General features: G+C 72.1%; 20 protein-coding genes. 13 read left to right on the plus strand and 7 right to left on the minus strand.

The genetic code is table 11. The annotated features are described in order from the left end of the window. Nucleotides 1-27: 27 nt before the first annotated feature. Entirely contained in the window at nt 28-1,218 is a 1,191-nt protein-coding gene (locus ACGF2Y_RS20060; RefSeq protein WP_392949095.1) for a saccharopine dehydrogenase family protein, read from the minus strand. 209 nt (nt 1,219-1,427) lie between these two features. Here ACGF2Y_RS20060 and ACGF2Y_RS20065 point away from each other — a divergent pair, with 209 nt between their 5' ends. Genes ACGF2Y_RS20065 through ACGF2Y_RS20080 form a run of 4 tightly spaced genes read left to right on the plus strand, consistent with a single transcriptional unit; the run spans nt 1,428 to nt 7,196 of the window. After that, nucleotides 1,428-2,576 (plus strand): CaiB/BaiF CoA transferase family protein, encoded by a 1,149-nt coding sequence (locus ACGF2Y_RS20065; protein ID WP_392949097.1) that lies wholly within the window; start codon nt 1,428-1,430, stop codon nt 2,574-2,576. Nucleotides 2,577-2,584: 8 nt separating this feature from the next. Continuing rightward, a complete protein-coding gene (locus ACGF2Y_RS20070; protein WP_392949100.1) occupies nt 2,585-3,727 on the plus strand; it encodes an acyl-CoA dehydrogenase family protein in 1,143 nt (380 codons plus the stop codon). 43 nt (nt 3,728-3,770) lie between these two features. Beyond that, nucleotides 3,771-4,985, plus strand: coding sequence for an acetyl-CoA C-acetyltransferase (locus ACGF2Y_RS20075; protein ID WP_392949103.1), 1,215 nt, complete (start codon nt 3,771-3,773; stop codon nt 4,983-4,985). Between the two features lie 39 nt (nt 4,986-5,024). Beyond that, a complete protein-coding gene (locus tag ACGF2Y_RS20080) occupies nt 5,025-7,196 on the plus strand; it encodes a 3-hydroxyacyl-CoA dehydrogenase NAD-binding domain-containing protein (RefSeq protein WP_392949106.1) in 2,172 nt (723 codons plus the stop codon). A gap of 36 nt (nt 7,197-7,232) precedes the next feature. On the opposite strand, the gene ACGF2Y_RS20085 is transcribed toward ACGF2Y_RS20080, so the two are convergent. Beyond that, the gene (locus tag ACGF2Y_RS20085; protein ID WP_392949108.1) at nt 7,233-7,964 is read right to left on the minus strand and encodes a MerR family transcriptional regulator; all 732 of its coding nucleotides are present in this window, start codon (nt 7,962-7,964) and stop codon (nt 7,233-7,235) included. Nucleotides 7,965-8,094: 130 nt separating this feature from the next. Between ACGF2Y_RS20085 and ACGF2Y_RS20090 the strand changes: the two genes are divergently transcribed. From ACGF2Y_RS20090 to ACGF2Y_RS20105, 4 genes are all read left to right on the plus strand, one after another. Then, nucleotides 8,095-8,571: a macro domain-containing protein gene (locus ACGF2Y_RS20090; protein WP_392949110.1), complete on the plus strand. Its 477-nt coding sequence runs from the start codon at nt 8,095-8,097 to the stop codon at nt 8,569-8,571. A 166-nt stretch (nt 8,572-8,737) separates the two neighbouring features. Beyond that, the gene (locus tag ACGF2Y_RS20095) at nt 8,738-9,601 is read left to right on the plus strand and encodes an oxygenase MpaB family protein (protein ID WP_392949113.1); all 864 of its coding nucleotides are present in this window, start codon (nt 8,738-8,740) and stop codon (nt 9,599-9,601) included. Between the two features lie 689 nt (nt 9,602-10,290). After that, nucleotides 10,291-11,676 (plus strand): M14 family metallocarboxypeptidase, encoded by a 1,386-nt coding sequence (locus ACGF2Y_RS20100; protein WP_392949116.1) that lies wholly within the window; start codon nt 10,291-10,293, stop codon nt 11,674-11,676. Between the two features lie 73 nt (nt 11,677-11,749). Continuing rightward, nucleotides 11,750-13,486: a BCCT family transporter gene (locus ACGF2Y_RS20105; RefSeq protein ID WP_392949118.1), complete on the plus strand. Its 1,737-nt coding sequence runs from the start codon at nt 11,750-11,752 to the stop codon at nt 13,484-13,486. Nucleotides 13,487-13,762: 276 nt separating this feature from the next. Here ACGF2Y_RS20105 and ACGF2Y_RS20110 read toward each other — a convergent pair whose 3' ends face one another. Then, complete coding sequence (locus ACGF2Y_RS20110; RefSeq protein ID WP_392949378.1) at nt 13,763-14,695, minus strand: FAD-dependent oxidoreductase; 933 nt, start codon at nt 14,693-14,695, stop codon at nt 13,763-13,765. 133 nt (nt 14,696-14,828) lie between these two features. On the opposite strand from ACGF2Y_RS20110, the gene ACGF2Y_RS20115 reads away from it, so the two are divergent. Continuing rightward, a complete protein-coding gene (locus tag ACGF2Y_RS20115; RefSeq protein WP_392949121.1) occupies nt 14,829-16,466 on the plus strand; it encodes an ABC-F family ATP-binding cassette domain-containing protein in 1,638 nt (545 codons plus the stop codon). 57 nt (nt 16,467-16,523) lie between these two features. Here the strand turns inward: ACGF2Y_RS20115 and ACGF2Y_RS20120 are convergent, their stop codons facing one another. Together ACGF2Y_RS20120 and ACGF2Y_RS20125 are read right to left on the minus strand one after the other, a co-directional pair. Further along, nucleotides 16,524-18,971: a Tex family protein gene (locus tag ACGF2Y_RS20120; RefSeq protein ID WP_392949124.1), complete on the minus strand. Its 2,448-nt coding sequence runs from the start codon at nt 18,969-18,971 to the stop codon at nt 16,524-16,526. Nucleotides 18,972-19,175: 204 nt separating this feature from the next. Beyond that, a complete protein-coding gene (locus tag ACGF2Y_RS20125; protein ID WP_392949127.1) occupies nt 19,176-20,045 on the minus strand; it encodes a hypothetical protein in 870 nt (289 codons plus the stop codon). 126 nt (nt 20,046-20,171) lie between these two features. Here ACGF2Y_RS20125 and ACGF2Y_RS20130 point away from each other — a divergent pair, with 126 nt between their 5' ends. Continuing rightward, nucleotides 20,172-21,143, plus strand: a complete 972-nt coding sequence (locus ACGF2Y_RS20130) for a GlxA family transcriptional regulator (RefSeq protein ID WP_392949130.1) — start codon at nt 20,172-20,174, stop codon at nt 21,141-21,143. Between the two features lie 25 nt (nt 21,144-21,168). Beyond that, nucleotides 21,169-21,804 carry a DJ-1/PfpI family protein gene (locus tag ACGF2Y_RS20135; protein WP_392949133.1) on the plus strand — a complete coding sequence of 212 codons (636 nt, stop codon included), beginning with the start codon at nt 21,169-21,171 and terminating at the stop codon, nt 21,802-21,804. 18 nt (nt 21,805-21,822) lie between these two features. Here the strand turns inward: ACGF2Y_RS20135 and ACGF2Y_RS20140 are convergent, their stop codons facing one another. After that, nucleotides 21,823-22,587, minus strand: a complete 765-nt coding sequence (locus ACGF2Y_RS20140) for an enoyl-CoA hydratase/isomerase family protein (RefSeq protein WP_392949136.1) — start codon at nt 22,585-22,587, stop codon at nt 21,823-21,825. Between the two features lie 80 nt (nt 22,588-22,667). On the opposite strand from ACGF2Y_RS20140, the gene ACGF2Y_RS20145 reads away from it, so the two are divergent. Together ACGF2Y_RS20145 and ACGF2Y_RS20150 are read left to right on the plus strand one after the other, a co-directional pair. Then, a complete protein-coding gene (locus tag ACGF2Y_RS20145) occupies nt 22,668-23,291 on the plus strand; it encodes an HdeD family acid-resistance protein (protein WP_392949139.1) in 624 nt (207 codons plus the stop codon). Nucleotides 23,292-23,437: 146 nt separating this feature from the next. Then, a complete protein-coding gene (locus tag ACGF2Y_RS20150) occupies nt 23,438-23,893 on the plus strand; it encodes an ATP-binding protein (RefSeq protein WP_030076393.1) in 456 nt (151 codons plus the stop codon). 27 nt (nt 23,894-23,920) lie between these two features. On the opposite strand, the gene idi is transcribed toward ACGF2Y_RS20150, so the two are convergent. After that, nucleotides 23,921-24,514, minus strand: coding sequence for an isopentenyl-diphosphate Delta-isomerase (idi, locus tag ACGF2Y_RS20155; RefSeq protein ID WP_392949142.1), 594 nt, complete (start codon nt 24,512-24,514; stop codon nt 23,921-23,923). Nucleotides 24,515-24,635: the final 121 nt, after the last annotated feature.

Consider the following 24,635-nt stretch of genomic DNA (forward strand, 5'->3'; position numbering starts at 1 on the left):
GCCCCCGGTCCACCCCGGGCCCGTCCGCTAGCGCACCGCCGCCACCCGGAACCGCAGCCCCGCCGCCGTCAGCCGCTCCAGCAGCGCGTCGCCCATGGCCACCGCCGTGGTGACCTGCCCGGAGGTCTCCGGCAGCTCGTCCAGGGCCAGGCACACCGCCGACTCGGCGAGGATCTTCGCCGTCTCGCCGTAACCCGGGTCGCCGCCGGACACCTCGGTGAAGACGCGCCGCCCGCCGCCCGCGCCGACGAAGCGGAGGGTGAACCAGCTCCGCTCGCGGCGCTCCTGATCCGGCCCCTGCCCCGGCTCGTAACGCCCCATCAGCCATTCCCGTACGCCCTCCACCTGCGCGGCTGCCACCAGTGCGCCGATCGCCACGGGGGCGCCGAGGGCCATCGGCAGGGTCTTGACCGAGGCGAAGTGCCGGTAGCGGAAGTCGGGGCCGTACCGTTCCAGGGCCCGTGCGGAGCGGCCCACGATCGTCGGGTCCACCGTCGGCAGCGGCAGCGCCCACGCGCCGGTGGACCCGCTGAAGTGCGGGGAGCCCGCCGGGGTGCGGACGCGCCGGCCCACCAGGCGCGGCTCGTGCAGCCGGCGCTCCCGGGCGGCGGCCAGCATCTGCGGCCCCCGGCCCATCGCGGTCAGCGCCGAGGCGAACGTCCCGCCGGAGAACACCGCGTCGGTGCGGACGAAGCCGTCGACGGTCAGGGGCACGTCCTCGGGCAGCTGCTTGACGGTGTAGTAGGCCCCCAGATCGTGGGGGACGGAGTCGAAGCCGCAGGCGTGCACGATGCGCGCCCCCGTCTCGCGGGCCCGTGCGTCGTGCTCCAGATACGTCCGGTCGATGAACTCCGCCTCGCCCGTGAGGTCCGCGTAGTCCGTTCCGGCCTCCGCGCAGGCCGCGACGAGCTTCTCGCCGTAACGGATGTACGGCCCCACCGTCGTGGCCACCACCCGGGTGGAGGCGGCCAGTTCGGCGAGCGCGTCCGCGTCGTCCGCGTCGGTCTCCATCAGCGGCAGCTCCGCGCAGCCCGGTGCGATCGCGGTCAGCCGCTCGCGCAGTCGCTCCAGCTTGGTCCGGCTGCGGCCGGCCAGCGCCCAGCGGAGGCCGGCGGGCGCGTGGGCCGCCAGATACTCGGCCGTGAGCGTCCCCACGAAGCCGGTGGCGCCGAAGAGGACGACGTCCAAGGGGCGTGTCGCGTCATGCTGCCTGTTCACGAGTACCTCCGCTGCGAGCCGGGTGCCGACGTGGCAGGCAGAGGGTAGCGGAGAGCGACGTGGCGGCGCCCGGCCGGGCGGGCCGGATACGAGAGGATCGAGAGGAAGAACTAAGCGCTTGCTCGGCCCGAGGGGTTGTGCGGAGCCGGGCGCGTTCTTAGCATCATTGATGTTACATCGGTTGTGTCACACCCCTGGGGGGCTCACAGATGGCGAAAGGCCCAAGGCCCGGCCACGGTCCGCTGACCGGCGTCCGGGTCGTCGAGCTGGCGGGCATCGGCCCCGGCCCGTTCGCCGCGATGCTGCTGGCGGACCTCGGGGCCGATGTCGTACGCGTCGACCGGCCCGGCGGCGCGGGGATCGGCATCGACCCCGCGTCCGACCTCACCAACCGCAACAAGCGCTCCGTCCTCCTGGACCTCAAGAGCGACGAGGGACCGGCCCGCGTCCTGGACCTCGCCGAACGCGCCGACATCCTGGTCGAGGGCTACCGCCCCGGCGTCGCCGAACGCCTCGGCGTCGGGCCCGACGCCTGCCTCGCCCGCAACCCGAAGCTCGTCTACGGCCGGATGACCGGCTGGGGCCAGGACGGGCCGCTCGCCGAGCGGGCCGGACACGACATCGCGTACCTCGCGCTGACCGGCACCCTGTCCATGATCGGCAAACCGGACGAGGCTCCCATCGTCCCGGCCAACCTGGTCGGCGACTACGCGGGCGGCTCGCTCTATCTCGTCGTCGGCGTCCTCGCCGCCCTCCAGCACGCCCGCGCCCACGGTGAGGGCCAGGTCGTCGACGCCGCCATCGTGGACGGCGCCGCCCACCTCGCCACGATGATCCACGGCATGCTGGCCGCCGGAAGCTGGCAGGACCGGCGCGGCACGAATCTGCTCGACGGCGGCTGCCCGTTCTACGGCACCTACGCCACGTCCGACGGCGGCCACATGGCGGTCGGCCCGCTGGAGGGGCGGTTCTACGCGGAGTTCACCGGCCTCCTCGGTCTCGCGGACGCCTTTCCCGACCGGTGGGACCTCGCCCGCTGGGACGAGCTGCGCGCCGCCGTCACCGAGCGGTTCCTGACCCGTACGCGCGCCGAGTGGACCGAGGTGTTCGACGGCACCGACGCCTGCGTGGCCCCCGTGCTCTCGCTCACCGAAGCGCCGCACCACCCGCATCTCGCCGCCCGCGCCACCTTCGTCGAGCACAGCGGCCTCACCCAGCCCGCCCCCGCCCCGCGGTTCTCCGCCACCCCCGTCTCCGTACGCGGCGGGCCCGCGCGGCCCGGCGCCGACACGGCCGCCGTCGCCGCCGACTGGGACGTCCCGGCGCTGCGCCCCGCCGACTCACCCGACACCCCCTAGGAGACCCCGTGCAACGGCAGATCTTCACCGAGGAGCACGACGCGTTCCGCGAGACCGTCCGGGCCTTCCTGGCCAAGGAGGTCCTTCCGTACTACGAGCAGTGGGAGCAGGACGGCATCGTCGCGCGCGAGGCCTGGCTCGCCGCCGGCCGCGCGGGGCTGCTCGGCCTCGCCGTCCCCGAGGAGTACGGCGGCGGCGGCAGCGACGACTTCCGCTACAGCGCGGTCCTCGCCGAGGAGTTCACCCGGGCCGGGGCCGCCGGACTCGCGATCGGCCTGCACAACGACATCATCGGCCCCTACCTCACCGGGCTGGCCACCGACGAGCAGAAGCGGCGCTGGCTCCCCGGCTTCTGCTCCGGCGAGACCATCACCGCCATCGCGATGACCGAGCCGGGCGCGGGCTCCGACCTCCAGGGCATCCGGACCACCGCCGAGGACAAGGGCGACCACTGGCTGCTCAACGGCTCCAAGACCTTCATCTCCAACGGGATCCTCGCCGACCTGGTCGTCGTCGTCGCGAAGACCACCCCGGAGGGCGGGGCCAAGGGCCTGTCGCTGATCGTCGTCGAACGCGGGGCGGCGGGCTTCGAGCGGGGCCGCAACCTCGACAAGATCGGCCAGAAGTCCCAGGACACCGCCGAGTTGTTCTTCAACGACGTCCGCGTCCCCAAGGAGAACCTCCTCGGCGAACTCGACGGCGCGTTCGTCCACCTGATGACCAATCTGGCCCAGGAGCGCATGGGCATAGCGGTCGCCGGGATCGCCGCCGCCGAACACCTGCTGGAGATCACCACCCAGTACGTCAAGGAGCGCGAGGCCTTCGGGCGCCCGCTCTCCAAGCTCCAGCACATCCGCTTCGAGATCGCCGAGATGGCCACCGAATGCGCCGTCACCCGGAGCTTCCTCGACCGGTGCATCGTCGACCACTCGGACGGCGTACTGGACGCCGTGCACGCCTCCATGGCCAAGTGGTGGGCCACCGAACTGCAGAAGCGGGTCGCCGACCGCTGCCTCCAACTCCACGGAGGCTACGGCTACATGAGCGAGTACAAGGTGGCCAAGGCGTTCGCCGACGGCCGCATCCAGACCATCTACGGCGGCACGACCGAGATCATGAAGGAGATCATCGGTCGCTCGCTGCTCGCCTGAGCCCCCGTACCGGGCCGACAACCACCCTCGAAAGGCAGCTGTCTTGAGTACCGAAGCATTCGTCTACGACGCGATCCGCACCCCGCGCGGCCGCGGCAAGGCCAACGGCGCCCTGCACGGCACCAAGCCGATCGACCTGGTCGTCGGCCTCATCCACGAGATCCGGGGCCGCTTCCCGGACCTCGACCCGGCCGCCATCGACGACATCGTCCTCGGTGTCGTCAGCCCGCTCGGCGACCAGGGCTCGGACATCGCCCGCATCGCCGCCATCGCGGCGGGCCTGCCCGACTCGGTCGCCGGGGTCCAGGAGAACCGCTTCTGTGCCTCGGGCCTGGAAGCGGTCAACCTGGCGGCAGCCAAGGTCCGTTCGGGCTGGGAGGACCTCGTCCTGGCCGGTGGCGTCGAATCGATGTCCCGGGTGCCGATGGGCTCCGACGGCGGAGCCTGGGCGATGGACCCGATGACCAGCTTCGAGACCGGCTTCGCCCCGCAGGGCATCGGCGCCGACCTCATCGCCACCATCGAGGGCTTCAGCCGCCGCGACGTCGACGAGTACGCAGCGCTCTCCCAGGAGCGCGCCGCCGCCGCCTGGAAGGACGGCCGCTTCGACCGCTCCGTCGTCCCGGTCAAGGACCGCAACGGCCTGCTCGTCCTCGACCACGACGAGCACCTGCGCCCCGGCACCACCGCCGACTCCCTCGCCGGCCTCAAGCCGTCCTTCGCGGGCATCGGCGAGATGGGCGGCTTCGACGCGGTGGCCCTGCAGAAGTACCACTGGGTCGAGAAGATCGACCACGTCCACCACGCGGGCAACTCCTCCGGCATCGTGGACGGCGCGGCCCTCGTCGCGATCGGCTCGAAGGAGATCGGCGAGCGCTACGGGCTGACCCCGCGCGCCCGTATCGTCTCCGCCGCCGTCTCCGGCTCCGAGCCCACCATCATGCTCACCGGCCCCGCGCCCGCCACCCGCAAGGCGCTCGCCAAGGCCGGGCTGACCATCGACGACATCGACCTCGTCGAGATCAACGAAGCCTTCGCCGGAGTCGTCCTGCGCTTCGTCAAGGACATGGGCCTCTCCCTGGACAAGGTCAACGTCAACGGCGGCGCCATCGCGCTGGGCCACCCCCTCGGTGCGACCGGCGCGATGATCCTCGGCACCGTCATCGACGAACTGGAGCGCCGCGACCAGCAGTTCGGCCTGGTCACCCTCTGCGTCGGCGGCGGCATGGGCGTCGCGACCGTCGTCGAACGCCTCTGACCTGGCCCGGCCCCACCTGCTTACGGAGAAGACACCGACATGACCGAGAGCACGACCATCCGCTGGGAACAGGACGAGACCGGCGTCGTCACCCTCGTCCTCGACGACCCCGACCAGTCCGCCAACACGATGAACCAGGCCTTCAAGGACTCCATCGCGGCCGTCGCGGACCGCGCCGAGGCCGAGAAGGACACGATCCGCGGCATCATCTACACCTCCGCCAAGAAGACCTTCTTCGCCGGCGGCGACCTCAAGGACATGATCAAGGTCGGCCCCGAGAACGCCCAGGCCGCGTTCGACACCGGCAACGCGATCAAGCGCTCGCTGCGCCGCATCGAGACCCTCGGCAAGCCCGTCGTCGCCGCCATCAACGGCGCTGCCCTCGGCGGTGGTTACGAGATCGCGCTCGCCTCCCACCGCCGCGTCGCCCTCGACGCGCCCGGCTCCCGCATCGGCCTGCCCGAGGTCACCCTCGGCCTGCTCCCGGCCGGTGGCGGCGTCACCCGGACCGTACGCCTCATGGGCATCGCCGACGCGCTGCTCAAGGTGCTGCTCCAGGGCACCCAGTACACCCCGCGGCGGGCCCTGGAGAACGGTCTCGTCCACGAAGTCGCCGCCACCCGCGAGGAGATGCTCGAAAGGGCCCGCGCCTTCATCGACGCGAACCCCGAGTCGCGGCAGCCCTGGGACGTCAAGGGCTACCGGATCCCCGGCGGCACCCCGTCCAGCCCGCGCTTCGCCGCCAACCTGCCGGCCTTTCCCGCCAACCTGAAGAAGCAGCTCGCGGGCGCGCCGATGCCCGCGCCGCGCAACATCCTGGCGGCGGCCGTCGAGGGCTCCCAGGTCGACTTCGAGACCGCCCTGACCATCGAGGCCCGGTACTTCACCGAGCTGGTCACCGGCCAGGTCGCCAAGAACATGATCCAGGCGTTCTTCTTCGACCTCCAGGCCGTCAACTCCGGTGCCAACCGCCCCAAGGGCATCCCCGAACGCCCCGTCCGCAAGGTGGCCGTCCTCGGTGCCGGGATGATGGGCGCGGGCATCGCCTACTCCTGCGCCAAGGCCGGGATCGACGTCGTCCTCAAGGACGTCTCCACCGAGGCGGCCGCCAAGGGCAAGGCGTACAGCGAGAAGCTGCTCGCCAAGGCGCTCTCCCGGGGCCGTACGACCGAGGCGAAGCGCGACGAACTGCTGGCCCGGATCACGCCGACCGGCGACGCTGCCGACCTCGCGGGCTGCGACGCGGTGATCGAGGCCGTCTTCGAGGACACCGCCCTCAAGCACAAGGTGTTCCAGGAGATCCAGGACGTCATCGAGCCGGACGCGCTGCTCTGCTCCAACACCTCCACCCTCCCGATCACCGTCCTCGCCGAAGGCGTCTCGCGCCCCGTCGACTTCATCGGGCTGCACTTCTTCTCGCCCGTCGACAAGATGCCGCTCGTCGAGATCATCAAGGGCGAGCGCACCGGCGACGAGGCACTCGCCCGCGCCTTCGACCTGGTGCGCCGGATCAAGAAGACGCCGATCGTCGTCAACGACTCGCGTGGCTTCTTCACCTCGCGCGTCATCGGCCAGTTCATCAACGAAGGCGTCGCCATGGTCGGCGAGGGCGTCGAGCCCGCGTCGGTCGAGCAGGCCGCCGCGCAGTCCGGCTACCCGGCCAAGGTGCTCTCCCTGATGGACGAGCTGACCCTGACCCTGCCGCGCAAGATCCGCAACGAGACGAAGCGCGCGGTGGAGGAGGCCGGCGGAAACTGGCCCGGACACCCCTCCGACGAGGTCATCGACCGGATGGTCGACGAGTTCGGCCGCCCGGGGCGCAGCGGCGGCGCGGGCTTCTACGACTACGACGAGGACGGCAGGCGCACCGGCCTCTGGCCCGGCCTGCGCGAGCACTTCGCCAAGCCCGGCGCCGCTGTGCCCTTCGAGGACATGAAGGAGCGGATGCTCTTCTCCGAGGCCCTGGACAGCGTCCGCTGCCTGGAGGAGAACGTCCTCACCTCCGTCGCCGACGCCAACATCGGCTCCATCATGGGCATCGGCTTCCCGCCGTGGACCGGCGGCGTCCTCCAGTACATCAACGGGTACGAGGGCGGCCTGCCCGGCTTCGTGGCCCGCGCCCGGGAACTCGCCGAGCGCTACGGAGACCGTTTCCTGCCGCCCGCGCTGCTCGTGCGGAAGGCGGAGCGGGGCGAGACCTTCCACGACTGAGGCGCCGACCGGTGCTGTCGCGGGCCGCGTTCACCCTCACTCGGCGGTGAACGCGGCCCGCAGCTCCTCCTTCAGGGATCGCTGAAAGGCCGTCACCAACGCCTGCACCACGATCGGTTGCATATCGGCGGACAGTGACTTCATCGCCGCCACATGCTCCGGGTCGCCCTCGCGCTCCCGGTAGGGATTCCACACCTCGTCCCGGAACAGCCGGGTCATCTCCTGGGCGGCCGAGCGGGTGTGCTCCAGCAGGACGGTCCGCGCCGCCAGGATCGTCTCGTGCGCGATCGGCACGTCCAGCAGCTCCACTCCGAGCCGCAGCAGCCCCAAATCCACCCGGTACGCAGCCCCGTCCTCCTGCGGCCGCACCAGCACCCCCATCGCCGCCAGCCGCTCCACATCCGCCTCCGACAACGCGCGCCCGGCCCGTCGCTCCAGCTCGGCCCGGGAGAAGTCCTCGGTGTTGTCCGGCGCCCAGGACGCGACGAGGGCCCGGTGGATCGCCAGATCGTGGGCGCTCAGGTCGGGCGGCAACTGCTCCAGATACCGTTCGATCGCGGCCAGCGTCATGCCCTGCTGCTGGAGCTCCTCGATCAGCGCGAGCCGCGAGAGGTGGTCCGGCCCGTAGTGCCCGACCCGGCGGGGCCCGATGACCGGGGGCGGCAACAGGCCCCGGGTGCTGTAGAACCGCACGGTGCGCACGGTGACCCCGGCGCGGGCCGCCAGCTCGTCCACCGTGAGCGTCGGCTCGTCGGTCCCCGTCGCCATCTCTGCTCCCCGCGGTCGAACCCTCGTGTCGGACAGTGCCGGTGTCTCACCATTACTGTGAAAGTGTCCGCCACCGGGGCCGCGCCGTCCACCCCGGACCGTTGTCAGTGGCGGCCCGTACGGTGAGGTCATGTCGGAGATCACTTATGTACGGGGGGACGCCACCGCCCCGCAGGGCAAGGGCGTCAAGCTGATCGTCCACGTCTGCAACGACCTGGGCGGCTGGGGCAAGGGCTTCGTCCTGGCCCTCTCGCGCCGCTGTCCGGGGCCCGAGGCCGCCTACCGCCGCTGGCACCGCGAGCGCGCGGACAACGACTTCGCTCTCGGCGCGGCGCAGTTCGTGCAGGTGGGTCCCTTTCTGTGGGTGGTCAACATGATCGGCCAGCGGGGCATGCGCACCGGCAGCAAAGGAGTGCCCGTGCGGTACGAGGCCATCGACGCGGCGCTCGGCGCGGTGGCCGTCCGGGCGGGCGGGCTCGGGGCATCGGTCCGTATGCCCCGAATCGGCTGCGGGCTCGCGGGCGGCAAGTGGGCCCGGATCGAGCCGCTGATCGAGCGACGCCTGATATCCGCCGGCATACCGGTGACGGTGTACGACCACGACTGACCGGGCACCGGCGGACCCGAGCCCGCCCCCGGACCCCGTCCCCGGACCCCGTCCCCGGACCCCGCCCCCGGACCCCGCCCCCACGGTCCTCCCGGGTGCGAGGGATCATGGAGAGGTGGAGGACGGGCAGCGCACGGCAGGCCCGCCGGGACCGTGGGAGCACCGGATGAGCAGCACGAGGGACCCCGAGCCGCCCCCGCCCGGCGGCGTGCTCTGGAGCCTGTCCGGCGACATCCGAGCCCTGCTGATGCTGCCCGCCGCCCTCACCCTCCAGGTCGCTCACCCGGCCGTCGGCGCCGGAGTGGACGAGCACTCCGTCTTCCGCACGGATCCGTGGGGACGCGGCGAACGCTCGCTGCGCTCGCTCCAGCTCTGGGTGTACGGCGGAGCGGAGGCCGCCGAGGAGGGCCGCCGGCTGCGCCGGCTGCACCGCACCATCCAGGGCACCGACACCAGGGGCCGCCGCTACCACGCCCTGACGCCCGCCAACTACGCCTGGGTGCACGCCACCGGCTTCCCCGTCTACCAGCACGCGGCCCGCTATCTGATCCGGCCCATGAGCCCTGCCCAGGAGCGTGCCCTGTACCGGGAGTGGCTCCAGGTCGGCCGGATTCTGGGCATCCACGACCGGGACATGCCCCAGACCATCGAGGAGTTCTGGCCCTACTGGGAGCAGATGCTCGCCGGGGAGATCGAGGCGACGACCGTGGTGCGTGAACTGGTCGACGTCGACCAGCCCGTACCGCCGCCGGACCGGGGGCCGTGGCCGCTCCGGCTGCTGCTGCGGGCGCTGTGGCCGGTGCTGCTGCCGACCCTGGCCCGCTTCCGGCGGTTCGTCACCATCGGGCTCATGCCGCCCGACGCCCGTGCGGCCATCGGGCTGCCGTGGAGCGCCGGCCAGGAGAAGCGGCTGCGCCGGATGTGCGCGGTCCTGCGGGTCGTCGTCCCCGTCCTCCCCGAGCGGCTGCGGTATCTGCCCCGGGCACGGGCGGCCCGCGCCGCCCTGCGTGCGGCCGCGTCCACGGGCTGAGCCGGCCCGCGCCCCCGGCGTTGCGGCCGTGCGAAAGCGCCGGGGGCCCGGGAGCAGCTCAGCTCCCGCCGCTCCGGTGGTCCCGGTGTCCGTGCGTACGGCTGTCCGCAGCGCTCGTGGCCGCTGTCGTCCCGCCCGGGGAAGCCGCGTGATCGCCAGGATCTGGTCGCCCGACTTCCCCTTCCAGAACCAGGGACCGGGTCGTCCGGCTTCACCCTCCGGAACGGGGTGCGCGTCGTCGGACAGGCCGGCCCCGGCAGAGCCTGAGCAGGAGTGACCTCCAGCCCGTGGTCGCCGCTCGTGGCGTGGCGGGCCTTCCTGCCGTTCACCCGCACCACGGAGACGTCGAGTCCGTGGTCGAGGTCGAAGCGGGTCGGTTTCTGCGTGGTGGTGGCGAGGATCGTCGCGGTGCCTCTCCGCAGGTCGGTCCCGGACGGTACGTCGGCCGCAGGTGGTAGGGAGACGTCGTAGCCCCCGTTTCCGTCGGACGGGCCCATTCCGGACACTCCGTCACACGGTCGCCCTTCCACGTCACCGGACGGCAGTGCGGGCGGCAGCGAGGAGGGGAATGAGAAGGGGAGTGATCGCCCCCTGTTGCACGGGAGTTGACCGGGGTAACGTCCGCACATCGCCGACAGGTCGACGGGCATTGCCGTGCCCGCCCCACAGGTCCCGGGAGGCAGCCGCTGATGATCCCTCGCGTCGCTCACGCACTCCGCATGCTCAGCCCGCACCCGTGGCTCGCACCGGTCGCCGCAGAAGACCGGCCGGAGTCCGTGCCCCCGGTTCGCGGAGTGAGGGCGATGCGCCGGACGGCGGTGGCGGCGACGCTCGCCGCGCTGGCCCTCCCGTTCGCCATCGTTCCCGCCGAGGCCGCGCCCCGCCCGCCGCGCACCGGGTTCGAGACGAGCGAGGGGGCCCGCTGGACCGGCGAGGCGGAGGAACGGTCCTTCCTCGCCGCGGTGGACCGGGGGAGTGACCGGGTCTCGGTGGACCGCGTCGGCACGACCGGGCAGGGCCGCCCCCTCCGGCTCGTACGCGTCGGCCAGGAGCGCACCGGGAACACCGGGGTGCTGCTGATCTGCAGCCAGCACGGGGACGAGCCCGCCGGGCGCGAGGCCTGTCTGACCACGGTCCGCGACCTGGCCTTCGCCCAGGACCGGGCGACCCGCGCCTTCCTGGCCCGGACGACCCTGCTGGTACTGCCCACGGCCAACCCCGACGGACGCGCCGCCGACACCCGCGGCAACGGTGACGGGGTCGACGTCAACCGCGACCACATCGCCCTGGAGACCGCCGAGGCGCGGACCATCGCCGCCGTCGTGCGCGACGAACGGCCGCAGGTGATCTACGACTTGCACGAGTACGGTGCGACCCCGCCGTACTACGACAAGGACCTGTTCGCCCTCTGGCCGCGGAACCTCAACGTCGACGACCGGGTCCACGACGTCTCGCGAACCCTCTCCGAGCGCTATGTCCGCCCCGCCGCGACGGCGGGCGGCTACAGCAGCGGCCACTACGGCATCTGGACCGACCCGGCCACCGGGGAGCCCGTCAAGCAGGTCGCCGGCGACGGCCAGGAACGCATCCTGCGTAACGCCTCCGGCCTCAAGCACGCCGTCGGCCTGCTCATCGAGTCCCGGGTCGACGCGCTGAGCGACGCGGAGAAGGCGGATCCGGCGCTCAACCACCGGCGCAGGGTCCAGTCCCAGCGGACCGCGCTCGGCGGTCTCTTCGACTTCACCGACGAGCAGCGCGTCCGGCTCAAGGCAGCCACCGCCTTCTCGCGCCTGACCGGCCTCGCCGACCGGGGGCCCGTGTACCTCGGCGGAGCCGACAACGACCCGGCCGAGCCCGCCGAGATCCTCGCCGATCCGCCGTGCGGCTACCGGCTGGACGCGGCCCGGTACGCCCTGGTGAAGGACCGGCTGGCCCTGCATGGCATCCGGTCCCGACCCGACGGGAGTGGCGCATATGTGCCCTTGCGTCAGCCCGCCCGGAGCCTGATCCCCCTCGTTCTCGATCAGCGAGCGACCTATCACATCACAAACGGTCAGTCCGATACCGCTTGTTGATCCTTCGAGATCCTGGGCAAGTGTTGTACTGCCTACAGAGATCGTTTTTCAGACTTGCTGAAAGGTGCCACTCGTGTCGCACGACGACCTCACAACGGGCGGGAAGGAAGTGCTGTCGGTCACGGCGGACCTTCCCCCCGACCCGGTCAGTACCAGAACTCCGACCACCGACCGGGTGGTGTTCGGAGTCACGGCGGTCCTCACCCTCGCCTTCGTCGTCTGGGGTGCGACCGCCACCGAATCCCTGGAGAGCGCCTCCGGCAAGCTGCTCAAGGGGCTGATTCACAACGGTGGCTGGGCCTTCATACTGACCGCGTCGGCCTTCGTCATCTTCGCCCTGTGGCTGGCCATCAGCCGGTACGGCAAGATCTGCCTCGGCCAGGAGGGCGAGCAGCCGGAATTCCGGACCATCTCCTGGATCGCGATGATGTTCAGCGCCGGTATGGGCATCGGACTGATGTTCTGGGGCGTGGCCGAGCCCCTCGCCCACTTCCGTACCCCACCGCCGGGCACCGACCCCGGCGACTCGGCCGAGGCCATGCAGACGGCGATGGCGACCACGCTCTTCCACTGGACGCTGCACCCCTGGGCCATCTACGCGGTGGTCGGGCTCGCCATCGCCTACAGCGCCTACCGGATGCGCCGGCGGCAGACGATCAGCGCGGTCTTCGAGCCGCTGATCGGCAAGCGTCACGCGCACGGCGGCTTCGGCCGCTTCATCGACATCCTGGCCATCTTCGCCACCCTGTTCGGTTCGGCGGCCTCCCTGGGCCTCGGCGCGCTCCAGATCGGCAGCGGCATCCAGGAACTGGACTGGCTGGAGAAGGCCGGCACCGGACTTCTCGTCGCCATCATCGCCGTCCTGACCGTCGCCTTCGTCGCCTCCGCGGTCTCCGGAGTCGAGAAGGGCATCCAGTGGCTGTCCAACATCAACATGGTGCTGGCCCTCCTTCTCGTCCTGTTCGTCTTCATCGCCGGTCCCACGATCTTCGTGCTCGACCTGGTGCCCACATCCCTCGGCGCGTATATCACCGACCTGGGGCAGCTCGCCGGACGCACCGAAGCGACCGGCGGCGGTGACGTGGCCGACTGGCTCGGCGGCTGGACGGTCTTCTACTGGGCCTGGTGGATCTCCTGGACGCCCTTCGTCGGCATGTTCATCGCCAGGATCAGCCGCGGCCGGACGATCCGTCAGTTCGTCGGCGGCGTCATCCTGGTGCCCAGCACGGTCAGCCTGATCTGGTTCGCCGTCTTCGGCGGCTCGGCCATGAGGCTGGACGAGGCCGGGAAGCTCGCCGGTGCCGACACCCCGGAGGCGCAGCTGTTCGGCGTCCTCCAGGAGTTCCCGATCGCCACCCTGACGAGCCTCCTGGTGATGATCCTGGTCGGCATCTTCTTCGTCTCCGGCGCGGACGCCGCCTCGATCGTCATGGGCACCCTCTCGCAGAAGGGCGTCCTCGAACCGACCAAGTGGGTCGTCATCTTCTGGGGTGTCGTGACCGGGGCCGTGGCCGCGATCATGCTGCTCATCGGCGAGGGCGAGGAGAACGCGCTCCAGGGGCTCCAGAACCTCACCATCCTGGTCGCCGCTCCGTTCACCCTCGTGATGATCGGGATGTGCGTGGCGCTGATGCGGGACCTGCGCAGGGACCCGCAGATCGTCCGGCAGGAGTTCGGCGTGGAGGCGGTCGAGTCCGCGGTGATCGAGGGGCACGCCAAGTACGACGGCGACTTCGAGATCCGTATCGGCCCCGGGGCCACGACGGTCACGACGATCACGGACGAGCGTCACAAGCCCGACGCCACCTGACCGGGCACCACGACCCCGGATGAAGCGCCCCTCCGACTGATCGCGGAACCGCACATCCGCTCCGGAGCCCGCGACCACCGAACGGCCGCGGGCTCCGGTTCTGCTGTCCCCGACACCAGGATCCGGGCTGCGTGTCCCTGGCACCAGGCACCAGGCACCAGGCGCCAGGCTCCGGCACCCGTGTCCCAGGTTCCGGGCACCGGGCTTCTGGCTCCGGTTGTGGTGTCCCCGGTCCCATCGGGCGGGGCCCGCTCCCTCCGACCCCGCCCCCCCGGGTCAGCCCACCAGCGCCGCCGCCGCCCGCGCGCATCCCCAGGCCACGGTCACACCCGCGCCGCCGTGCCCGTAGTTGTGCACCAGCAGACCGCCGCCCGGCAGCGCCTCCGCCGTGATCCGTACCCCGGCATCCCGCGCCGGACGCAGCCCCACCCGGTGCCCGAGTACCCGGGCGCCGGCGATCTCCGGCCGGATCCGCGCACACCGCGCCACGATCTCCCGAGCCGTGTCCGGGGCGGGCTCCGTGCGCGGATCGTCCGCCTCGGCCGTACCGCCCAGCACCAGCCGGCCCGGCTGCGGGAAGAAGTACGTCGTCGCGGCCGACGCCGGATCCGCCTCGGTGTACCACTCCTCGATCCCCGGGTTCTCCACCGCGACCAGCTGCCCCCGCACCGGCCGCATCCCGGCGTCGGGCACCAGCTCGCGCGCCCCCAGACCCGTGCAGTTCACCACCACCGGGCTCCGCTCCGCCACCTCGCCGAACCCCGTCACCGCCCGCCGCTCCACCTCTCCGCCCGCCGCCGCCAGCCGCCGCTCCAGCCATGCCAGGTGGACGGGCATGTCCAGCAGCGGCAGTGTCACCCGCAGCCCTTCGGGCACCTCCACCGCGTCCTTCAGCCCCGCCGCCCAGCCGCCCAGCGCCGCGAACCGCTCCCCTCCGTGCAGCCCCGCCACCAGCCGTACGCCGGTCTCCTCCGGGGCGGCCGACAGCTCCTCGTAGACCGCCAGCGTCTCCAGCGACCAGTCGCCCACCCGTTCCGCCGGCTCGATCCGGTACGGCCACCACAGGGCCCCCGCCACCGCCGACGTCGTCGCCCCGGCCGGATCGCGCGACCAGACCCGCACCCGCAGCCCGCGCTCCGCCAGTGTCACGGCGGTGGTGAGACCGACGACCCCGCCGCCCACCACGGTCACATCCGCCACCACGGCCACATCCGCCATCTCGGTCACTCCTGTCGCATCGGTGCACCCTGCCACTGCGTGGACGCTAAAGGACACCGGAAACCGAAGGCCAGGGGTGCAGGGCGACGGGCACGGAGAGCCGGAGACTAGGATCGGCACCCTGATGACTGCCACTCTCGTCGCCAAGGACCTCGCCGCCGGACACGGCGACCGCACGCTCTTCGCCGGGCTCGACCTCGTCGTCGCCCCCGGTGACGTGATCGGTCTCGTCGGAGTCAACGGCGCGGGCAAATCCTCCCTGCTCCGCCTGCTCGCCGGGCTCGACCGCCCGGAGGAGGGCGAGCTGCGGCTCTCCCCGCCCACCGCCACCGTCGGCCACCTCCCGCAGGAGCCCGAGCGCCGCGACGGCGAGACGGTGGCCGCGTTCCTGGCCCGCCGCACCGGCGTCGCCGACGCCCAGCGCACCATGGACGAGGCGACCGAGGCCCTGGTCGCGGGAGCGCCGGGCGCGGACGACGCGTACTCCGAGTCCCTGGAGCGCTGGCTCGCCCTCGGCGGCGCCGACCTGGAGGAGCGGGCCGAGCAGGTCGCCGCCGAGCTGGGCCTGACCGTGGGCCTCGACCGGCCCATGACCGCACTCTCCGGCGGACAGGCGGCCCGCGCGGGACTCGCCTCGCTGCTCCTCTCCCGCTACGACGTCTTCCTGCTCGACGAGCCCACCAACGACCTCGACCTCGACGGCCTTGAGCGCCTGGAGCGCTTCGTGTCCGGCCTGCGCGCGGGCACCGTCGTCATCAGCCACGACCGCGAGTTCCTGATGCGCACGGTCACCAAGGTGCTGGAGCTGGACCTCGCCCAGCAGCAGATCAACCTGTACGGCGGTGGCTACGCGGCCTACCTGGAGGAGCGGGAGACCGCCCGCAGGCACGCCCGCGAGGGCTTCGAGGAGTACGCCGACAAGAAGGCGTCCCTCGAAGCGCGCGGCCATATGCAGCGCTCCTGGATGGACAAGGGAGTCAAGAACGCCCGCCGCAAGGCCACCGACGGCGACAAGCTCGGCCGTAACGCCCGCAGCGAGGCCAGCGAGAAGCAGGCCGCGAAGGCGCGGCAGACCCAGCGGATGATCGAGCGTCTCGACGTCGTCGAGGAGCCGCGCAAGGAGTGGGAGCTGCGGATGGAGATCGCCTCCGCCCCGCGCTCCGGAGCCGTCGTCGCGACCCTGCGCGACGCCCGGGTGGTGCGCGGCGACTTCTCCTTCGGCCCCGCCTCGCTGCAGATCGACTGGGCGGACCGGGTCGCCATCACCGGGGCCAATGGCGCCGGCAAGTCCACGCTGCTGGCCGCCCTGTTGGAGCGGCTGCCGCTGGACTCCGGGAACGCTACGCTCGGTTCGGGCGTCGTCGTCGGCGAAGTGGACCAGGCCCGCAAGCTGTTCCTCGGCGCGCAGTCGCTGCTGGACGCGTTCTGCGCGGCCGTGCCCGACACGGAGCCTGCCGAAGTCCGTACGCTGCTCGCCAAGTTCGGCCTCCGCGCCGACCATGTGATGCGTCCCGCGACCAGCCTGTCCCCCGGGGAGCGCACCCGCGCGGCCCTTGCCCTGCTCCAGGGCCGGGGCGTCAACCTCCTGGTGCTCGACGAGCCGACGAACCACCTGGACCTGCCCGCCATCGAGCAGTTGGAGGCGGCCCTGGAGACGTACACCGGCACCCTGCTGCTGGTCACGCACGACCGGCGGATGCTGGAGGCGGTCAGGACGACCCGTCGCGTCGAAGTGGCCGACGGCCAGGTCAAGGAAGTCTGAGCACGACGACGAGGCGGGGGCGGGCCGCACGCGGCGGTCCGCCCCCGCCCGCTTAGTTCAGCGCCCCCGGCCGCCGCCCTGCTTCGGGTCGGTCAGACCGGCCCGCCGCAGCGCATCCGCCATCGCGCTGTTCGCCGGAGCCGGAGCGCCCTGGCCCTGCCGGGACGCACCGCCGCCACCGCCGCGCCGGTCCCGGCCGCCGCCCGGCCGGCCCTGGCCGTCACCGGAAGGCCGGCCCTCGCCCTGCCCCTGGCGCTGCTTCGGGGGACGGCCGCTCCGCTCGCCGCGGCCCTGCTGCGCGCCGCCGGAACCGCCGCCCGCGCCGGGCTCGTCGTCCAGCCGCAGCGTCAGCGAGATCCGCTTGCGCGGCACGTCGACGTCCATGACCTTGACCTTGACGATGTCCCCGGGCTTCACGACGTCCCGCGGGTCCTTCACGAACGTCTTCGACAGCGCCGAGACATGCACCAGACCGTCCTGGTGGACGCCGATGTCGACGAACGCGCCGAACGCGGCCACGTTGGTCACGACGCCCTCCAGCACCATGCCGGGCTCCAGGTCGCCGAGCTTCTCGACGCCCTCCTTGAAGGTCGCTGTGCGGAACGCCGGACGCGGGTCGCGCCCCGGCTTCTCCAGCTCCTTGAGGATGTCCGTCACGGTCGGCAGGCCGAACATGTCGTCCACGAAGTCCGCGGCCCGCAGGGCGCGCAGGGCCTCCGCGTTGCCGATCAGCGAGGCCACCTCACCGCCCGCCGTCTTCCCCATCGCCCGCACCACCGGATAGGCCTCGGGGTGCACGCTGGAGCCGTCCAGCGGGTCGTCGCCGCCCCGGATCCGCAGGAAGCCCGCACACTGCTCGTACGCCTTCGGGCCGAGCCGCGCCACGGCCTTGAGGGCCTTGCGGGACCGGAAGGGGCCGTTGGTGTCGCGGTGCGCGACGATGTTCTCGGCGAGCCCCGAGCTGATCCCCGAGACGCGTGAAAGCAGCGGCGCGGACGCGGTGTTGACGTCCACACCGACCCCGTTCACACAGTCCTCGACGACCGCGTCCAGCGAACGGGACAGCTTCACCTCGGACAGGTCGTGCTGGTACTGGCCGACGCCGATCGACTTCGGGTCGATCTTCACCAGCTCGGCCAGCGGGTCCTGGAGCCGCCGCGCGATGGAGACGGCACCCCGCAACGACACGTCCATGTCGGGCAGTTCCTGCGAGGCGAATGCGGAGGCGGAGTACACCGAGGCGCCCGCCTCCGAGACCATCACCTTGGTGAGCTTCAACTCCGGGTGCTTGTCGATCAGTTCACCGGCCAGCTTGTCCGTCTCGCGGGACGCCGTGCCGTTGCCGATCGCGACCAGGTCGACCGCGTGCTCCTTCGCGAGGTGCGCGAGCTTCGCCAGGGCCTGGTCCCACTTGTTCGCGGGCACGTGCGGGTGGATCACGTCGGTGGCCACCACCTTGCCGGTGGCGTCGACGACCGCGACCTTCACCCCCGTACGGAAACCGGGGTCCAGGCCGAGTGTGGCCCGCGTCCCGGCCGGGGCGGCGAGCAGCAGATCGCGCAGGTTCGAGGCGAAGACCCGTACCGCCTCGTCCTCCGCCGCCGTGCGCAGCCGCAGCCGCAGGTCGATGCCGAGGTGCACCTGGATCCGGGTCCGCCACGCCCAACGCACGGTGTCCGCCAGCCACTTGTCGCCGGGGCGGCCCCGGTCCGCGATGTCGAAGCGGCGGGCGATCATGTTCTCGTAAGGGGAGGGGCCCGGCCGGTCGGCGGCCTCCGGCTCCTCCGGCTCCAGGACCAGATCGAGCACGTTCTCCTTCTCGCCGCGCAGCATCGCGAGCACCCGGTGCGAGGGCAGTGCGGTGAACGGCTCCGCGAAGTCGAAGTAGTCGGCGAACTTCGCGCCCGCCTCCTCCTGGCCCTCGCGCACCTTCGCCGCCAGCCGGCCACGCGTCCACATGCGTTCGCGCAGCTCGCCGGTGAGGTCGGCGTCCTCGGAGAACCGCTCGGTGAGGATCGACCGGGCACCGTCCAGCGCGGCAGCCGCGTCCGCGACTCCCTTGTCGCCGTCCACGAACGCGGCGGCCGCCGCGAGCGGATCGACCGACGGGTCGCCGAGCAGGCCGTCCGCCAGCGGTTCGAGCCCCGCCTCCCGGGCGATCTGCGCCTTCGTCCGCCGCTTCGGCTTGAACGGCAGGTAGATGTCCTCCAGGCGCGCCTTGGTCTCGGCGGCCCGGATGCTCGCCTCCAGCGCCGCGTCGAGCTTGCCCTGTTCGCGTACCGATTCGAGGATCGACGTACGCCGTTCCTCCAGCTCCCGCAGATAGCGCAGCCGTTCCTCCAGCGTGCGCAACTGCGCATCGTCGAGGGATTCGGTCGCCTCCTTGCGGTAGCGCGCGATGAACGGCACGGTCGATCCGCCGTCGAGCAGCTCGACGGCCGCCCTGACCTGTCGTTCACGTACGCCGAGCTCCTCGGCGATCCTGCCTTCGATGGACGTCGTCACGGTGTTCCCGACTCGCCTTCTCGTACTGGCTGTGCTGGCCGTGCTCGTGTCGCGATGAGCACGTTCTTGCTTGCCGGGGGGCATCCCCCCCGGCAAGCATTGTGCCGGGTGGCCGGGGGCCGTGTCGCGCGACCTCGGGCAACACGCCCGGGAGCCCCGGCGCCGTGTGCGAGGGTCCCGGGCGGTGCCAGGGGGTGCCGTGGGTCAGCCCCGGCCGGTCGCCGAGGCCGGGAACGCCCCTGCGGCGGCGGCCGTGAACAGGAAGCCGCGCCCCAGTTCGGTGAGCCGCTCCACGCCCTTCGCGCCCAGGTGTTCGTACGGGGCGGTGTCCATGCGGTCCGTCGCCTCCTCGACTTCCGCGCGCAGCGCCGTACCGGCCTCGGTCAGCGCCGGCTCCTCCCCGGCTTCGAGCAGTCCGCGTTCCCGCAGCCGGTCGGACGCCGCCTCCCAGTCGGTGCGGTGCCAGCCACGGGAGGCCAGGATCCAGCGGATCGCCATGCCCTTGCCGGTGGCCGTGTGGCTGACGAGTGATTCGAGCGGGTCCAGACCGCCCGCGAGCAGGGCGGCGAGATGCGCGTCGCCCCGGTGCTCGCGCAGCAGGGTCGCCGCGTGCCAGAACGCCAGGTGCGGCTCCTCGGGCACCGGCAGGTCCGCGTGCGCGGCGTACAGCGGGCGGGCGTGCGGCGTGCAGGCCTCGGTGGCGCGCAGGGCGAGCCGGGCCGCCTCCGCCATCGCGTCGGAGGCGATGATCTCCTCGCCGAGCAGCCTCCGCAGCGTGGCGTCCGCCGCCCGCAGCCGGGCCCCGAGGACCACGTCGGGCGAGGCGGTCTGCCAGACGGCGGGCACATGGCGGGCCACCAGCACGGGGTTGAAGTTGTAGAAGGTGGCGCTGACGGACCCCGCCCCCACCGCGCCGAGCGCGGCCGCCCGGGTCGCGAAGTAGACGGCGCCGGGGTCCTCGATGCCGATCTTCCCCATCTCCGTACCCAGGTCGGGGGAGAAGAAGAGACACGAGTGCAGCGGGTTGACGGCGTTGTGGCAGCGGCGCTCCGCGCGGGCCGGGAGAGTTCTCATACAAGCACGCTACCGACTGGTCGGTACGACATGGAACCCGGGGGAGCGGACGGATCGTCCGGGGCGGGCCGATGGCAGTAAAGGTGGGGTACTCGTCATTGCGGCCGTCGCCGCCCACCGCCCAGAATGGCGGACGTGAAGCAGCGAACCGTTCTCGTCGTCCTCTTCGACGGCGTTCAGAGTCTCGACGTGAGTGGCCCGATGGAGGTCTTCTCGGGCGCCTCACAGACGCCCGGGGTCTCCTACGACCTGCGGACCGCCTCGCTCGACGGCGGTCCCGTCCGGTCCACCTGCGGCCTGACCCTGATGCCCGGCAGCAGCCTGGCCGACGCACCCGTACCGCACACCCTGCTGGTGCCCGGCGGACGCGGCACCCGCGGCTCCCCCCCGGAGCTGACCGGCCGGCTGCGGGAACTCGCGCCGCAGGCGGAGCGGCTCGTCTCCGTGTGTACCGGGGCGCTGCTGCTGGCGGAGGCGGGCCTGCTGGACGGACACCGGGTCACCACCCACTGGAACTACTGCGAGCAGTTGGCCCGCGACTACCCGGCCGTCCGGGTCGAGACCGAACCGATCTACGTACGGGACGGGAGGCTGGCCACCTCGGCGGGCGTCACCGCGGGCATCGACCTCGCCCTCGCGCTCGTCGAGGAGGACCACGGGCGGGACCTCGCGCTGAACGTCGCCCGGCACCTCGTGGTGTTCCTGCGCCGCCCCGGCAACCAGGCCCAGTTCAGCGACCGGCCCGGCTCCCGGACCGCACAGCGCGAACCGCTGCGCGAGGTCCAGCACTGGATCACCCGGCACCCCGACGCCGACCTCAGGGTCGACGCCCTCGCGGCCCGCGCCCGGCTCTCGCCCCGGCACTTCGCCCGCGCGTTCCGGGCGGAGACCGGAACGACCCCGGGGCGGTACGTCGAGCGTGTCCGCCTGGAGCACGCCCGCCGGCTCCTGGAGGACACCGCCGACGGCGTCGAGCGGATCGCCCGCGCCAGTGGCTACGGCACCCCGGAGGCCATGCGCCGCGCCTTCGTGAAGACCCTCGCGACGGCGCCGGCCGAATACCGCCGCCGTTTCCGCACACCCGCATCCACCACCTGACCGACCGGACCGAGAGGCAGCTCCCGTGCAGATCGCCATCCTGCTCTTCGACCGTTTCACCGCCCTGGACGCGGTGGGCCCCTACGAGATCCTCAGCCGTACGCCAGGCGCCGAGACCGTCTTCGTCGCCGAACGGACCGGACCCGTCCGCAACGACAGCGGGAGCCTCGCGCTCGTCGCGGCGAAGACGCTCGCCGAGGTGCCGTCCCCCGACCTGGTGATCGTGCCGGGCGGCCCCGGCCAGAGCGACCAGATGGAGAACGAGACCCTGCTCGGCTGGCTGCGCTCGGCCGACGCCACCAGCACCTGGACGACCTCGGTCTGCACCGGGTCGCTGCTGCTGGCCGCCGCCGGACTCCTGAAGGGCAGGCGGGCCACCTCGCACTGGCTGGCGCTGGAGACGCTCAAGGGGTTCGGCGCCGAGCCCACCGGGGAACGCGTCGTCCTCGACGGCAAGTACGTCACCGCCGCCGGGGTCTCCTCCGGCATCGACATGGGGCTGACCCTGCTCGGCCGGATCGCGGGCGACGACGTGGCACGCTCGGTGCAGCTGCTCACGGAGTACGACCCGCAGCCGCCCTACGACTGCGGCTCGCCGGAGAAGGCCCCCGCCGCCCTGGTCGAGGAGTGGCGGGCCAGGAGCCGTCACACCACCCGGTAGGGCCCGTGGTGCACCGCGTCACCCGATGGGCCCGGTGGTGTAGGTGAACCTCGGCGCGCGCCGGTCCAGGAAGGCGGCGACGCCCTCCGTCGTGTCACCGCTGTCCCGCGCCTCACCGGCCCAGTACGCGTCCCGGTCCGTCCGGCCCGCGGCGAACTCCTTCGCCGCGGCCTGGGTCAGCCGGGACCGGGACGCCAGGACCCGCACGTACTCCTCGACCCGTTTGTCCAGGCCGCCCGCGGGCAGCACCTCGTCGGCCAGGCCGGTGCGCAGCGCCCGTTCCGTGTCGATCAGCTCGCCGGAGAACAGCAGGTGCTTGGCCGTGGCCGGGCCGACGAGGGCGACCAGCCGGCGGGTCGAGGAGGCGGGGTAGACGATGCCGAGCTTGGCCGGAGTGACCCCGAAGGAGGCCCCCTCCTCCGCGAACCGCAGATCGCAGGCGGCCGCGAGCTGACTGCCGCCGCCCACGCAGTAGCCGCGCACCGCGGCCAGCGTCGGCCGGGGGAACGCGGCGAGCGCCTCCTCGGCCGCCACCGCCAGACCCTGCGCGGTGTCCGGGCTCCCTCGCAGCGTGGAGATGTCGGCCCCGGCGCAGAAGGTGTCCCCGGCTCCGGTCAGCACCAGCACCCGGACCGCCGGGTCCGCCGCCAGCCGCTCCAGCAGCTCCGGCACACTGCGCCACATCGCGGCGGTCATCGCGTTGCGCTTGGCGGGGTTCGCGATCACGACGGTGGCGACGCCGCGCTCGACGGACGTGATCAGCCGGGGTTCCGTACGGTCCATGCGCCGGATGCTATCCGGAAGCTTCGAACCTATGATCAAGTAGGGGTCGCCGGACGGGCACGCACCGTAAGGAGCTGTCGATGAACGAACCCACCGCCGAGGGCCGGAAGCTGAGCCGCGGTTTCGGCCGGCTCACGCTGCTCGGCACGCTGCTGGTGATCGCGGGCGTCATCGGGCTTGTCCACACCGGCGTCGCCACCCTCACCTCGATGCTGCTCTTCGGCTGGCTGCTGCTCGTCGGCGGTCTGGTCGGGCTGCTGCACGCGATCGAGTCGCGCGGCACGAACTACTTCTGGCTGGGCGTCGTGGTCGCGGCCCTCAACCTCGCCGCGGGCGTCGTCGTCATCAAGCACCCCGAGGGCACGGCCGAAGCGCTGACCATGTTCGCCGCCCTGCTCTTCCTGACCGGCGGGGTCTTCCGGCTGGTCGGCAGCGTCGTGGTACGCGGCCCGCAGATGGGCTGGACGCTGTTCCAGGGAGCCTTCGGCCTGCTGCTGGGACTGCTGGTGCTGTTCGACTGGCCGCACAGCAGTCTGTACGTGCTGGGCCTCTTCTTCTCGCTGGCCCTGCTGTTCGACGGGCTCGGACTGATCGCCATCGGCGTCAGCGGCCGGCGCATCGTCAGCATGGTCTCGGAGCGGCTCGATGAAACTGTCCCGACCCCGGACGAGCCGAGCGAGCCACCAGAAGAAGAACAGAAGTAGTCCCTGGGCCGCCAACAGCATGCATGTTTGGTCGAATAGAGCCGATACCTGGCTACTTCCGATCAGTGGCACGGTCCGGACCAAGCCATTCCCAACACTCTTTACTCGACGGTCAGTGCAGTGCGAGTGAGAGCTGGTGCCGGACGATGGAGAGCCTCGGGAGTGCCCCCGCCGACCCTGTGTCGTACGAGGGGGTGTGGCGTTTCACCGCCCCCGCCGTGGACGCGTCCGTGCCCAGTGCCCGGCACGCCGTACGCGACCTCCTCGGCCGGCAGGGCGTGCCGATCGAGGACGACATCCTCCAGGGGCTCCTGCTGATCGTCTCGGAACTGGTCACCAACGCCGTCAAGCACGCGGCACTTCTCTCGCCCGAGCTGGCCGTCGAGGTGGCCATCGCCGCCGACTGGGTCAGAGTCTCGGTCGAGGACAACCACCCCTACCGCCCCACCGCCCTGGAGACGGACTACGCGCAGACCGGCGGCCGGGGCCTGCTGCTGGTCAAAGTGGTCACCGCGGAGGCGGGCGGCACCTGCGACGTCGAGCACACCGCGAGCGGCGGGAAGATCATCTGGGCGGCGCTGCCGTTGAAGACGCAGCTCTGACCGCCCCGTACGCGACCGGGCGGAGGGTCACCAGCCCGCCGAGGGCCCCGTCAGCTCGCGGATCGCCGGCCGTGCCGCGTCCAGCACCGTCATGAACCACGCCGAGAACGGCGCCCGCGCATGCCGCTCCGCCAGCTCCGCCGCCGTCACGAAGGCCGTCTCCCCGACCTCCTCGGGGTCCGGCTCCAGCGCCTCCTGCGCCAGTCCCACGAACAGGTGATTGAACTCCTGCTCCACCAGACCCGACGCGGGGTCCGGGTGGTTGTAGCGGACCGTGCCCGCCTCGGCCAGCAGCGACGGCGAGAGCCCCAGCTCCTCGTGCGTACGCCGGGCCGCGGCCGCGAACGGGGCCTCGCCCGGATAGGGGTGTCCGCAACAGGTGTTCGACCAGACACCGGGGGAGTGGTACTTGCCCAGTGCCCGGCGCTGGAGCAGGAGCCGCCCCTGCTCGTCGAAGAGGAACACGGAGAACGCACGGTGCAGCTGCCCGGGGGCCTGGTGGGCCGCCAGCTTCTCCGCGGTGCCGATGGTGGTGCCGTTCTCGTCGACCAGTTCGAGCATGATCGCTTCTGCGGTGCCGTTCGACGAGCTGTGCGTCGCGGTGGCTGGTGTGGTCGGCATACCCATCCTTCGCTTTGGTCCCCGGCCTCGTGCGCCAGGCCCCTGGAGTCCGGTCAAGTCTGCCGTACAAAAGCCGCTTGTCCGTACTTCGGGTCCGGGCATGTCCGCCCCGCCGCGCCCC

It is taken from the genome of Streptomyces sp. NPDC048142, from assembly GCF_043202835.1.
Taxonomy (GTDB): domain Bacteria; phylum Actinomycetota; class Actinomycetes; order Streptomycetales; family Streptomycetaceae; genus Streptomyces.